The organism is Halosimplex aquaticum, from assembly GCF_028747785.1.
Lineage (GTDB): Archaea > Halobacteriota > Halobacteria > Halobacteriales > Haloarculaceae > Halosimplex > Halosimplex aquaticum.
This window is the reverse complement of record NZ_CP118158.1, coordinates 405,240-418,377: the sequence shown is the minus strand read 5'-3', so window position 1 is coordinate 418,377 and position 13,138 is coordinate 405,240. Positions and strand designations below refer to the sequence as shown.

Here is a 13,138-nt window from a genome sequence, read left to right as displayed (position 1 = left end):
GTCTGACACCGCATACAATAATTCTATGGGTCGTTTCCGCGGTCGATCCCCGCTTTTCGGGGGCGGCGCGCCCGTAGATACAAATGCGGGCCCGTCTTTGCTCCGAATATGGCATCGGAACGGGGCGATCACGGCGAGCACGACGAGCGGACCGACGACGAGGGACCGCTCGTCGGCGTGGCCGCGGGCGCGGTGACGTTCCTCACGCTCGGCGTCGCCTTCGGCCTCATGTTCCTCGGGATACCGTGGTTCTGGGTCGCATTCCCGGTCGGGTTCGGCGGCGGGATTCCCCTGGCCGTCTCGCTGGCGAAGTGGTACGAGTCCCGGGAGGCGAGCGAGCGGGCGCGCGTGAGCGGTCGGCGTCGCTCGACGGAGCGGAGCGACGACACCGACGAAGCGCTGGAGGCGCTGCGGGACCGCTACGCCCGCGGCGAGATCGACGACGAGGAGTTCGAGACCCGCGTCGAGCGCCTGCTGGAGACCGAATCGGTCGACGACGCCGAGACGTTCCTCCGCGGCGACCGCGAGGACGAAGCGCGTCGGCGCCCGCGAGCGGCCGACGACGGGGAGCGGGCGACCGACGACCGGGACGAAACAGAGCGGGCCTGACCGGCGGGTTCCCGGCCGGATGACGAAACTGATTACAGGCGTCGCGCCGACGGTGGGACAATGACAGCGGTGGCACGGGCGTTCGTCCCGGGGCACGTGACGGGTTTTTTCACCGTCGACAGGGACGACGACCCGACGAAGACCGGATCGCGCGGCGCCGGAGTCGCGCTCTCGGAAGGGGTGACCGTCACTGTGCGGCCGGCCGAGGAGCGCGAGACGGTGCTCAACGGCGAGTCCGCGGAGATCGAGGCCGTCGAGCGCGTCCTCGACGCCCTAGAAGCGACGGTTCGAGTCACTGGCGTCACGGACCTGCCCGTGGGCTCGGGCTTCGGGGTCTCGGGCGCCATGGCGCTGGGCGCGGCGCTGGCGACCAACGACGTGCTCGACCGGCGGCTCTCGACGTACGAACTGGCGACCATCGCCCACGGTGCGGAGGTCCAGGCCGGAACCGGGCTGGGCGACGTGGTCGCGCAGCTCCACGGCGGGGTGCCGATCCGGCTGGAGCCCGGCAGCCCGCAGCACAACAAGATGGACGCGGTCCCGGCCCGCTCGCGCGTCGAGTTCCAGACGTTCGGCGAGCGGTCGACGAGCGAGGTGATCGGCGGCGACACCGAGGCGCTCACGACGGCGGGCGAACAGGCCCTCTCGCGGCTCGTCCGCGAACCGACGCTGTCGACGTTCGTGGGGGCATCCAGGGAGTTCTCGCGGGAGGCGGATCTGCTCTCCGACCGGGTGTACGAGGTGATAACCGAGGTGGCCGAGGCCGACGGCGAGGCGCTGATGGGGATGCTCGGCGACACCGTCGTCGCGCTCGGGTCCGGGCTGACGGACGCGGGCTACGACCCGACCGTCTGTCGGATCGACCCGACGGGCGCGACGCTCCTGGACCCGCCGAGCGACCGCGCGCTCCCCGAGTAGGGGGTTCTTACCGGTCCGCCCTGGATGACCATACTATTCAGGTATTCGTTTTTCCCCGATGGATCCGTAATTCGGTGGTAGGTCGGCGGGACAGCACGGTGTCGCTCCGCCGTCTCCCGGCACTCTCAGGAACCCCAGACCCCACCCACCCCACCCTGCCGGGGAATCTCCCGGGTCTTTCAATGGAACGAACCATGCGAAAACGCGAATCACTGTACCTGCACGCGCTCCTGGCGCTCGTGCGGGAAGACTTCGAGCACAACCGCGACCTGGCGACGGGCGCGTTCGACGAGTACGAGGCCATGGACGTCCGTCCGACCGGCATCCACCGGTCGAAGGACGCCCACCAGCGGGCGGTGTTCGCGCTCGCTCCAGAACTGGGCGCGCTCGCCGACCGGGCCACCGACGACGTCGACCGTCAGCGCCTCGACGCCGGCCGCGGCACCGAACAGTATGCGGAGTGAGCGACGACACCGGCCGCGAAGCCGGTGGCGCCGTTCCGCGCCGACGCGAGAGACGTCTCCGACACGTCGCACCACCGAGTGATACGATGGTCCCGCCGGACGCACAACCGACCGAACTCGAATTCCGGGTGACCAGCTCCGAGTACCCGTTCGTCAGCGGGTCGGAGACCGGCTCGTGCCGGTGCGTCCTCCGCGAGCTGTTGCCGCGGTCGGGCGGGGAGTTCCTGTCGTTTTTCGAAGTGACGGGCGCCTCGCCGACGGTCGTGGAGACCATCTCGGAGACGGAACCGGTCGTCGAGCGACTCGTCGACCGGTACACGGACAACGGCGTCGTGGTCTTTCGCGTGGAGGACCCGTCGGACTGCATCGCGGCGACGCTCGCCGACGAGGAGGCGTTCATCAGGGACCTCTGGGCCGAGGGGGGCGACGGCCGCGTCGTCGCCGAGGTGATGCCGTCGCGGGACGCCGGGGCCGTCGTCGAGTCGATCCTCGACGACCATCCGTCGATGGACCTGGTCGCAAAGCGGGACCGCCCCCGGGAGGGGCCGCTCTTCCTCCGACAGCACGTCCAGGACGTGCTGGCCCAGCGGCTCACCGACCGCCAGCGGGAGGTGCTGGTGACGGCCTACCGGAGCGGTTACTTCGAACGGCCACGGGAGACGACGGGCGCCGAGGTCGCCGCGCGACTGGACATCTCGCCGTCGACATTCTCGCAACATCTCCGCGCCGCCCAGCGCAAGCTCCTCGCCGCCCTGTTCGAGGAGGACAGCCCCGCCGGCGGCCACCGCATCGACGTCGAGTCGCCGTAGCGTTCGCCGGCGTCCGGAAACGTCGGCTTTTCCTCGCTCGCCCGCGAGCGTCAGTGCATGACCGACGGCGAGATCCCGGAGAGCCACCCGCGCTACGAGTCGCTGTTGACCCGCCACCGCATCGAGGAGGGCGTCGACAAGGGGATCACCTCCCGACAGGGACTCATCGCCCAGGGCCGCGGCGAGGCCTTCGACTACCTGCTCGGCGAGCGGACGCTCCCCTCGGCCGACGACGCCGAGCGCGCCGCGGCGGCCCACCTCCTGCTCGCCGAGCGTCCGGTGATCTCCGTGAACGGCAACGTGGCCGCGCTCGTCCCGGGCGAGACGGTCGAACTCGGCGAGGCGACGAGCGCCGACATCGAAGTCAACCTGTTCAACCGCACCGACGAGCGGATGACCGCCATCGCCGACCATCTCTGCGAGCACGGCGCGGGGGAGGTGAAGGGCCTCACCGCCGACGGCCGCATCCCGGGTCTGGACCACGAGCGGGCGAAGGTCGACGCCGACGGCATCGGCGACGCGGACGTGGTCGTCGTCCCGCTGGAGGACGGCGACCGCGCCGAGGCGCTCGGCGCGATGGGCAAGACCGAGATCGTGATCGACCTCAATCCGCTCTCGCGCTCCGCACAGGCCGCGGACGTGCCGATCGTCGACAACGTGATCCGCGCGGTGCCGGCGATCACCGAGCACGCACGCGACCTGGCCGACGCCGACCGCGAGACGCTCGAATCCATCGTCGCCGCGTTCGACCCCGACGAGGCGCTCGCGGCCGCCGAACGGGCGATCCGCGAGGGCAGCGACGCGGACGCGGCCGAAGATTGACAACCGCCGCCGGCTAACCGCCGCGCGTGACGGTCCCCGCTCTCTCCGCGGTCCTCCCTTCGCCGGCCGCCTGGGCAACGCTCGACATCGGGCTCGCACCGACAGGTGTAGTCGGACACACGCCGACGATCTGGTACGGTGAGGCGGTCGTTCTCGCCGTGGCGGCGGTGCTGATCGGCCTGACGGCGCGGGACGTGTTAGACGGCCCGGACGCGGCGCCGTCGACGGGGGAGATCGGGCACCCCCGTGAGTGGCTGCGGCCGGAGCGACTCGTCGACCTGGTGCCGGTCGTCGCGACGCTGGCGCTGTCGGTGCTGGTGTGGACGGAGCCGCTGGACGTGTGGCTATGGGGCGTGGCGGTCCTGTTCGCCGGCACGCTCGCGCTCGCGCCGCTCGTCCACGGCCGGCGACTCGCCGCCCGCGTGCCCACCGAGCGGGAGCGACGGCGACTGGCGGCGGCGGGGATCGATCCGGACGGATCGATCCGCGTCGTCGAGACGGCGAGGCCGACCCACCGGAACGGCTACAGCATCGGCGGGCCGCTGTCCGGGGCGGTGGGCGTGAGCCGAGCGGCCGTCGAGACGCTCCCGCCGGCACAGCTCGGGGCCGTCGTGGCCCACGAGCGCGGCCACCTGGCGGAACGACACGCCCTCGTCCGCTCGCTCGTGAGCGCGGGCTGGCTGTTCGCCGGCGCGGCGGTCATCACGGCGGTCTTCTCTGTGACGACCCCGGCGGCCACCGCCGCGCTCGCCGCATGGCTGCTCGGCGAGCGGGCCGTCGCCGTCCTCGTGGGACGGGCCACCGAGTACCGGGCCGACGCCTACGCCGCCCGCCACACCTCGCCCGCGGCCGTCGCGGACCTCCTGCGGACGCTCGACGGCGGCGGCCACCACTCCGCGGCCGACCGGCTCCGCGGGCTGCTCTCGCCGCACCCGTCGTTCGACCGCCGGATCGACGCCGTCGAGTCGCTGTCGGCGTAGCGGTCGGAAAGATTCATACGCCTGTCCGTGACACTCGACTGTAATGACGCTCGCACGTGGCGGGGTGGCCTGAGTGGTTCCGGAACGGTTCGCCTTCGACCGCCGGCTACCCGACGAGGAGACCGTCCGCGAGGCCCTGGACGAACGGGCGATCACTCCCTTCGGACCGGGGGAGCGCCTCGACCGCCTCCACCGGGTGCTCTACCCGGCCTTCCGTATCGAGTTCGAGTACGAGGAGTCGGAGCTGCTGTCGTTCGGGTCGAGCGCGGATACGGCGACGACGCTCGTCGACGGGTTGGTCGAGGGCAACGACCGGTTCGTCCACGAGTACGTCGACGGCACCGACGACCCGGTGACGGTCGACCCCGAGGAGTTCGACCTGGGCGCCGAGCACCCGTCGCTGGGGACGACGGTGATGCTCGAGTTCCAGGCGACCAACGACCGCGCCGAGAGCGTGCTGGTCGAGCGGCTGATCGACTACCGCGAGCGCCGTGCCGCCGCCGGCGAGGAGGCCGCCGCCGTCTTCCTCAACAAGTTCAGGGACGCTCACGGCCTGCCGGACGACTTCGACCCCGACGGCGGCATCGACGTGACCGACGTGAGCCGCGTCTACCTCCCCTTCTGGCTCGCGGAGTTCCGCGCCGAGAGCGCCGAGCACGCCTACCTGGTCTCCTTCCGCGACGAGGAGGACGCCGACGTCGAGCACCCCGACGGCTGGGTGGCCGAGTGGGTCTCGGGCGACCCGACGGTCGTCGGCGAGTACGGCTACCAGGTCGACCTCGACCGCGTCCAGCGGGCCGCCGACGCGGCCGACGGCGAGGCCGGCACGACCGGCCCGACCAGCGGCGCCGAAACGAACCACGCGGGCGGTCCGGACCCGGTCGGGTCGGCCGGTGACCGGAGCGACCGGTCCGGCGCGACCGACAGCGGGGGCGAAATCGTCCAGCCCGACGGCGTCGAGATGGACGCCGAGTCGCTTGTCGACCCCTCGCCGGGCCACGGCTTCGGCGAGGTCGGCGGGATGGGCGAGTTGAAGGAGACGCTCCGGCACAAGGTCGTCCGGCCGGTCACCGACCCCGAGCGCTTCGCCGCCTACGGCCTGGGCGTCGTCAACGGCGTGCTCCTGTATGGCCCGCCCGGCTGCGGCAAGACCTACGTGACCCGGGCGCTCGCGGGCGAACTCGGCCACTCGTTCGTGGAGGTGTCGCCCGCCGACGTGACGAGCAAGTACATGGGCGAACCGGCCCAGAAGATCGCCGACGTGTTCGAGATCGCCCGCGCGAACGCGCCCTGTCTGCTCTTCGTCGACGAGATCGACGGCATCGCCGGCGACCGCGGCGGCGAGACCGACATGAACTCCAGCGAGCAACAGCTCGTCAACCAGCTGCTGACCGAACTCGAATCGCTGGACGAGGACGACGTGGTCGTGGTGGGCGCGACCAACCTCCTCGAAGACGTCGACCCCGCGATCCGGCGGTCCGGCCGCTTCGACGAGCGCGTCGAGGTGCCGCCGCCGGACGCCGAGGCCCGCCGCGCGATCCTGGATCTGCACCTCGCCGGTCGGCCGACGGTCGACGACCTCGACCTCGAACCCGTGGTCGAACGGACGGTCGGCTACGCGGCGAGCGACGTCGAACTGATCGCCGAGAACGCCGCCCGCGCGGCGCTGCGCGACGAGGAACCGATCGGCCAGTCCCACCTCGAAACCGGGGTGGAAGAGACCGAATCGAGCATCGGCGACTGGGTCGGCGTCTCCCACAAGGAGGGCACCCACGTCGTCCAGCCCGACGGCGTCGACCTGTCGGCCCACTCGCTGGTGTCGGTCGACGTGGACCAGTCGTTCGACGACGTGGGCGGGATGGCCGACCTGGAAGCCCGCCTGCGGGAGACGGTGGTCGACCCGCTGGAGAACCCCGAAGCTTACGAGCGCTACGACATCGACGTGCTCTCGGGCCTGCTGCTCTACGGCCCGCCGGGCTGCGGGAAGACCCACGTCACCCGGGCGCTGGCGGGCGAACTCGGCCACGCGTTCGTGGAGGTGTCGCCGGCGGACCTGACGAGCAAGTGGATGGGCAAGCCCGAGCAGAACGTCGCCGACATGTTCGAGATCGCCCGCGCGAACGCGCCCTGCCTGCTGTTTATAGACGAAATCGACGCCGTCGCCGGGTCCCGCGGCGACCTGCAGTCCGGCCAGCAGGGCATGGTCAACCAGCTGTTGACCGAACTCGAATCGCTGGACGAGGACGACGTGGTCGTGGTGGGCGCGACGAACCTCCTCGAAGACGTGGACCAGGCGATCCGGCGGTCCGGTCGCTTCGACGAGCGCGTCGAGGTGCCGCCGCCGGACGCCGAGGCCCGCCGCGCGATCCTCGACCTGCATCTGGCCGACCGGCCGGTCGCAGAGGAGGTCGACTGGGACCGGATCGTCGAGGGGACCGAGGGGTACGCGGCCAGCGACATCGAACTCCTCGCCGAGAACGCGGCCCGCAACGCCCTGCAGGACGGCGAAGCGATCCGGACGGAACACCTCGACACGGCGCTGTTCGAGACCCAGTCGAGCCTGCGCAACTGGGCGGACGGCGACCGCTACGACGCCAGCGACGCCGGCTCGGACCTGCGATTCTCGGGGTGAGCCGGCGTCACCGTCGGTCCTCTCAGCGACTCACTCCAGCGGCTCGTCCAGCGCTTCGCTCACCCGCGATTCGAGGTCGCCCGAGGCGACGAGATCCGCGGCGGTCTCGATCTCGCCGGCGAGCGGACGGTCCCCCTCCAGCGGCGGCACCCGCTCGCGGACCGCCTCGAAGGCCGCGCCGGTGCCGCGGCCCGGCGTGAGGTCGTCCTCGACGAACTCGGCGGCCTGGGCGCCGCAGAGCAGTTCGACCCCGAGGACGCGCCCGACGCGTTCGGCCACGTCGCGGGCCTGGAACGCCGAGGTGGCGCTCATGCTGACGTGGTCCTCCTGGTTGCCGCTGACGGGCGTGTTGTCGGTGGCGGGGCGGCCCGTCCCGCGGCACTCGTTGACGAGCGCGGCGGCGGTGTACTGGGCGATCATGTAGCCCGAGCGGACGCCGGGGTCGGGCGTGAGGAAGGGCGGCAGGTGCGGTTCCTGCGTGTTCGGGTTGAGCATGCGGTCGACGCGGCGCTCGCTGACGGCGGCGAGGTCGGTCAGGGCGGCCGCGACGTAGTCGAGGCGGTGGGCGAGCGGCGCGCCGTGGAAGTTGCCGCCCGAGAGGACGGCCGCGCGGTCGGTGCCGCTGGCGCGCGTGGCCGCGGCCGCGGTGCCCTCGTCCTCCCCGGGACTGGCGACAGTCGATCTTGCGAACACCAGCGGGTTGTCGGTCGCGCTGTTGAGTTCGGTCTCGACGGCCTCGCGGAGGTGCGCGACGGCGTCGCGGACCGCGCCGTGGACCTGCGGGAGGCACCGCGTCGAGTAGGCGTCCTGCACGCGGTCGCAGTTGCGGTGGGACTCCACGATCTCCGAGTCGGCTGTCAGGCGGCGGACGTTCGCGGCGCTCTCGGTCTGGCCGTCGTGGGGCCGGGCCGCCTGGATCGCGGGGTGGCTCGGCACCGTGGAACTCATCGTCACCTCCGTCGTGAGCGCGCCGGCGACGTCCGCCGCCCGGACGAGGCGCTCGGCGTCCGCGACGAGGAGCGCGCCGAGTCCTACCGAGAGCTGCGTCCCGTTGATGAGCGCCAGCCCCTCCTTGGCGCGCAGGGTGAGCGGTTCGAGGTCGGCGCGGGCCAGCGCGTCCTCGCCGATGAGGACGATGGTCGCGTGGGCCAGCGGCGCGAGGTCGCCGCTCGCGCCGAGGCTCCCGGTCCGGGGGACGACCGGCGTGACGCCCTCGTTCAGCATCGTCACGAGGTGGTCGACCACGACCTCCCGGATGCCCGAGTAGCCCTTGACGAGCGCGTTGACGCGGGCGACGAGCATCGCGCGGACGGCCTCGGCGGGGAGTTCCTCGCCGGCGCCGGCGCTGTGGCTCCGCAGCAGGTTCGTCTGCAGCGTCTCGACCTCCTCGCGGGGGATGCGCTGGTCGACGAGTTCGCCGAAGCCCGTGTTGACGCCGTAGACCGCCTCGTCGCTCGCGAGGACGTCGTCGACGCGCTCGCGGGACGCGCGGACGGCCTCTCGTGCATCCTCGGCGACCGAGACGGTCGCGTCCTCGCGGGCGACCGCCACCACGTCCGCCGGCGTCAGCGACTCGCCGTCGAGGACGACCTCACTCATCGTTCTCGCCCTCCGACTCGTCATCTGGCTCGTCACGGGGGGAGTCGCCCGGCTCGCCGGTCCACTCCGGGCCGACGACCGGTCGACCCGCTTTCAGCACGGTCGCGACGCGGTTGATCCCGTAGCTGTAGGGGACGTGGACGTGCGACGGCGCGTCGAGGACGACCAGGTCCGCGGACGCGCCCTCGCGGATGGTCCCCAGGGCTTCGCGGTCGAGCGCGCGGGCGCCGTTGCGCGTCCCGGCGACGAGCGCCTCTGCGGGCGTGAGTCCCATCTCGACGCAGGCGAGCGCGGAGGCGAAGGCCATGCTCTGGGAGTGACAGTTCGGGTTGAAGTCCGTGGCGACGGCGACCGGCGCGCCGGCGTCGACCATCGCCCGCCCGTCGGCGTAGTCGGCACCGAGGCCGAAGGCCGTCCCCGGCAGGAGGACGGGCGTCACGTCCGTGTCGATCAGCGCCTGCACGTCTTCGTCGGTGGCGTGCAGCAGGTGGTCGGCGCTCGCCGCACCGACCTCCGCGGCGAGTTTCGTCCCGCCGCGGTGGGCGAGTTCCTCGGCGTGGACCTTCGGCGTGAGGCCGTGCTCCCTCCCGGCTTCGAGGACGCGCCGCGACTGCTCGACGGTGAACGCGCCCTCGTCGCAGAACACGTCGCAGAACTCCGCGATCCCCTGGTCGGCGACGGCGGGCAGTTGCTCCGAGGCGACCCGGTCGACGTAGTCGTCGGCGTCGACGGCGTCACCGTCCCCGTCGTAATCTCGGGGAACTGCGTGAGCCCCCATGAACGTCGGGACGACGTCGACGGGGTGGCGGTCGTCGGCGCGGTCGATCACGTCGAGCATCCGCAGTTCGGTCTCCGTGTCGAGGCCGTAGCCGGACTTCACCTCGACGGTGGTCGTCCCGTGGGCGACCATCACGTCGAGCTGGTCGAGCAGGTTGTCGAGCAGTTCCCCGTCGCTGGCGGCGCGGGTCGCGCGGACGGTCCGGTGGATCCCGCCTCCCGCGGCGAGCAACTCGCCGTAGGTCGTCCCCTGGAGTTTCGCCTCGAACTCGTCGGAGCGGTCGCCGGCGAAGCAGGCGTGGGTGTGCGAGTCGACGTAGCCCGGGATCACCGCTCGGCCGCGCGCTTCCACGGCGTGCGTCGCGTTCTCCGGCGGGTACTCGCGGGTCACCTCCTCGGTCGGACCGACGGCGGCGATACCGCCGTCGACGACCGCGACAGCGGCGTCTTCGACGACGCCGGCGGGGTCGTCACCCCGGAGGTCGCCGGTGGCGGTCGCGACCTCGGCGGCGTCGCGGACGACGGCGGTTAGGTCACCCATCGAGGGCCCCCCCGTCGGGAGTGGCGACCCTTCGGCGCGGCGAGGCTGGCGAGGAAGTGCGCGACGGCCCGCGCGGCGGCGTCGGTCGTCCGGCCGGTCTCGTCCAGCGGCGGCGCGCACTCGACGACCTCGAAGCCCGCGACCCGGCCGTGGGTCGCGACGTGTTCGAGCAACCGGTAGAGTTCCCGCGTCGTCAGCCCGCCCGGCGTCGGCGCGCTGACCCCCCGGCGCGGCGGCCGCGTCGAGGACGTCCATATCGACGCTGACGTAGATGGCGTCCACGTCGCCCAGCGAGGCGATGGCGTCGTCCATCACGTCGATGGGCGCCTCCGAAACGTCCGTCGGCGTGAATATGCGGCCGCCCTGCTCGTGGAAGTAGTCGTGGTAGGCGGTCGACGTCTCGAAGTTCCGGGCGCCAAGCACGACCATCTCGTCCAGTCCGGCCTCGTGGAGCTGCCGGTAGGGCGTGCCGCTCGTGGGACCGACGCCCTCGCGGACCTCGCGGCAGTCGAGGTGCGCGTCGAAACTGAGGACGCCGAGCGATCCCTGATCGAGCAGCGGCGCGGCGTTCGGGTAGGTCAGCGAGTTGTCGCCGCCGAGGAAGACCGGAACGACGCCCTCTCCGTAGAGTTCCTCGGTCACCGCGCGGACGCGCTCCTGGACGGCGTCGACCGACGGCTCGCGGTCCCTGTCGTCGACCGGCACGTCGCCGCCGTCGCTGCCGTCGCCGCCATCGCCGCTCGGTGACCTCTCGTCGGCTTCCGGCAGTACCACGTCGCCGAGGTCCGCGAGTCCGACGCCCGGTCCGACCGGGCCGTGGATCCGCTCGTGCGGGACGTTCTCGCCGTCCTCGTCGGCGGGGTCGCCCGCGACGGAGATCGGCCCCAGGTCGACGTGGTGGGTCTTCGTCGCGGCGAGCGACTCCCGGATCGCCGTCGGTCCCTCGGCCGCGCCGCGGCGGCCGATCACTGCGCCGTCGTACGGTTCGCCGACGATCACGGCGCCGTACTCGTCGAGGTCGTCCAGCGTCGCCGCTTCGACCACGTGGCCGAACTGCTCGTCGTTCGGGTCCGCGGAGGGGCCGACCCACTCGGGCGGCGGCGTCAGGCCGTCGCTCGCGGCGGCCCCGCGGGCGTCCTCACTCATCCGTTCGGTCCTCCATCGGGACCGGGACGGCCGACTCGCGGGCCTGCTGGAGCGCTTGCTCGTAGCCCGCGTCGGCGTGGCGGACGACGCCCGTCCCGGGATCGGTCGTGAACACTCGCCTGGCCTTCTCGGCCGCGAGGTCCGACCCGTCCAGGACGACGTGGTTGTTGGTGTGCAGCGCGTTGCCGATGCCGACGCCGCCGCCGTCGTGGACGGAGACGATGTCCGCGCCCGCAGCGCAGTTCAGGAGCGCGTTGAGGATCGGCCAGTCGGCGACGGCGTCCGAGCCGTCCCGCATGTCCTCGGTCTCGCGGAACGGGGAGGCGACGCTGCCGGCGTCGAGGTGGTCGCGCGTGACGACGACCGGCGCGGCGATCTCGCCGTCGGCGACGAGTTCGTTGATCCGGAGCGCGAAGCGGGCACGCTCGGTGACTCCCTGCTCGTCGGTCTCCGCGCCGAGCCAGCAGACCCGCGCAGGGAGGCCCTGGAAGGACACCTGCTCCCGGGCGAGGTCGATCCAGCGGTGGAGGGCGTCTTTGTCGGGGAACAGTTCTTTCACCGCGTCGTCGGTCCGGTGGATGTCCGCGGGGTCGCCCGAGAGCGCCACCCACCGGAAGGGCCCCTTGCCCTCGCAGAACAGCGGGCGGACGTAGGCGGGGACGAACCCCGGGAAATCGAAGGCGTCGCGCTCGCCGGTCGCGGCGCCAGAGAGCGGCCACGGCTGCTCGCCGTCCCCGCTCGCACCGCCGGCGCGCTCGGTCCGCCAGTCGGCCACCTGTCCGCGGATGTTGTTGCCGTACTCGACGGCGACCGCGCCGCGCTCCTGGAGTTCCAGGATGGCGTCGACGTGGCGTTCCATCGTCTCCAGGCTCTCCCGTTCGTAGCGGTCGGGGTCGGTCTCGCGGAGTTCGTCGGCCTCGGCGACCGTGTATCCCGACGGGTAGTACCCCTCCAGGGCGTCGTGGGCGGCGGTCTGGTCGGTGACGACGTCGGGGACGAACCCCCGGTCCAGCATCGCTTCGAGCGTGTCCGCGGCGTTGCCGTGGACGCCGACGGAGTAGCGCTCGCCCGCCTCCGCGGCCTCCTCGGCGCGCTCGATAGCCTCGTCCAGATCGTCGGTCTTCTCCTGGCAGTAGCCGGTCGCGATGCGGCGGTCGATGCGGGCCTCGTCGACCTCGGCGGCGATGCAGACCCCCTCGTTCATCGTGACCGCGAGCGGCTGGGCGCCTCCCATCCCCCCGAGCCCGCCGGTGACGACGATTCGCCCCTCCAGCGAGCCGTCGAAGTGCTGGCGAGCGGCCTCGGCGAGCGTCTCGTACGTGCCCTGGATGATCCCCTGCGTGCCGATGTAGGCCCACGACCCGGCGGTCATCTGACCGTACATGATGAGGCCCTTCGCCTCGAGTTCGTGGAAGTGCTCCCAGTTGTCCCACTTGCCGACGAGATTGGAGTTGGCGATGAGGACGCGGGGCGCTCGCTCGTGGGTCTCGAAGCGCCCGACGGGTTTGCCCGACTGGACGAGCAGCGTCTCGGTCTCCCCGAGGTCGCGCAGTTCCGCGAGGATGGCGTCGTAGGCGTCCCACGAGCGCGCGGCGCGGCCGGTGCCGCCGTAGACGACCAGATCCTCCGGGCGCTCCGCGACCTCCGGGTCGAGGTTGTTGTTGAGCATGCGGAGCGCGGCCTCCTGGCGCCACCCCTCGCACTCGATGTCGGTCCCCGTCGGCGCCCCCTGATACGAGCGCCACTGGTCGCTCGGCTCGCCGACCGCGGCGCTATCGGTCTCCTGCTGTGCCATGCGGTGACTTGGAGCGAGACGGACAAAAGCGGCGTGGCGCCCGCGG

Annotated in this window: 10 protein-coding genes and 1 pseudogene; 7 read left to right on the top strand and 4 right to left on the bottom strand. The window is 72.0% G+C overall.

Features of this window, described 5'->3' with window-relative positions; genetic code table 11:
* Window positions 1-108 precede the first annotated feature (108 nt).
* From PSC72_RS02050 to PSC72_RS02020, 7 genes are all read left to right on the top strand, one after another.
* Window positions 109-609 carry an SHOCT domain-containing protein gene (locus tag PSC72_RS02050; RefSeq protein ID WP_274324234.1) on the top strand — a complete coding sequence of 167 codons (501 nt, stop codon included), beginning with the start codon at window positions 109-111 and terminating at the stop codon, window positions 607-609.
* Between the two features lie 60 nt (window positions 610-669).
* Window positions 670-1,527, top strand: a complete 858-nt coding sequence (locus PSC72_RS02045; RefSeq protein ID WP_274324233.1) for a pantoate kinase — start codon at window positions 670-672, stop codon at window positions 1,525-1,527.
* Between the two features lie 182 nt (window positions 1,528-1,709).
* Window positions 1,710-1,991, top strand: coding sequence for a UPF0058 family protein (locus tag PSC72_RS02040; RefSeq protein WP_274324232.1), 282 nt, complete (start codon window positions 1,710-1,712; stop codon window positions 1,989-1,991).
* An 86-nt stretch (window positions 1,992-2,077) separates the two neighbouring features.
* Window positions 2,078-2,800 (top strand): helix-turn-helix domain-containing protein, encoded by a 723-nt coding sequence (locus tag PSC72_RS02035; RefSeq protein WP_274324231.1) that lies wholly within the window; start codon window positions 2,078-2,080, stop codon window positions 2,798-2,800.
* Window positions 2,801-2,857: 57 nt separating this feature from the next.
* Window positions 2,858-3,622, top strand: a complete 765-nt coding sequence (locus tag PSC72_RS02030) for a 4-phosphopantoate--beta-alanine ligase (protein ID WP_274324230.1) — start codon at window positions 2,858-2,860, stop codon at window positions 3,620-3,622.
* 26 nt (window positions 3,623-3,648) lie between these two features.
* Window positions 3,649-4,602, top strand: coding sequence for a M48 family metallopeptidase (locus tag PSC72_RS02025; RefSeq protein WP_274324229.1), 954 nt, complete (start codon window positions 3,649-3,651; stop codon window positions 4,600-4,602).
* A 73-nt stretch (window positions 4,603-4,675) separates the two neighbouring features.
* Window positions 4,676-7,234, top strand: coding sequence for an AAA family ATPase (locus PSC72_RS02020; protein WP_274324228.1), 2,559 nt, complete (start codon window positions 4,676-4,678; stop codon window positions 7,232-7,234).
* 30 nt (window positions 7,235-7,264) lie between these two features.
* Here PSC72_RS02020 and hutH read toward each other — a convergent pair whose 3' ends face one another.
* The 4 genes and pseudogenes from hutH to hutU all read right to left on the bottom strand — a co-directional run bounded on the left by hutH (window position 7,265) and on the right by hutU (window position 13,092).
* Entirely contained in the window at window positions 7,265-8,833 is a 1,569-nt protein-coding gene (gene hutH, locus PSC72_RS02015; RefSeq protein WP_274324227.1) for a histidine ammonia-lyase, read from the bottom strand.
* Complete coding sequence (gene hutI / locus PSC72_RS02010; protein ID WP_274324226.1) at window positions 8,826-10,151, bottom strand: imidazolonepropionase; 1,326 nt, start codon at window positions 10,149-10,151, stop codon at window positions 8,826-8,828. Before hutI ends, hutH begins: the two co-directional genes overlap by 8 nt.
* Window positions 10,139-11,297: pseudogene (locus tag PSC72_RS02005) on the bottom strand (agmatinase family protein). Before PSC72_RS02005 ends, hutI begins: the two are co-directional and overlap by 13 nt.
* The gene (gene hutU, locus PSC72_RS02000; protein WP_274324225.1) at window positions 11,290-13,092 is read right to left on the bottom strand and encodes a urocanate hydratase; all 1,803 of its coding nucleotides are present in this window, start codon (window positions 13,090-13,092) and stop codon (window positions 11,290-11,292) included. Before hutU ends, PSC72_RS02005 begins: the two are co-directional and overlap by 8 nt.
* Window positions 13,093-13,138 lie beyond the last annotated feature (46 nt).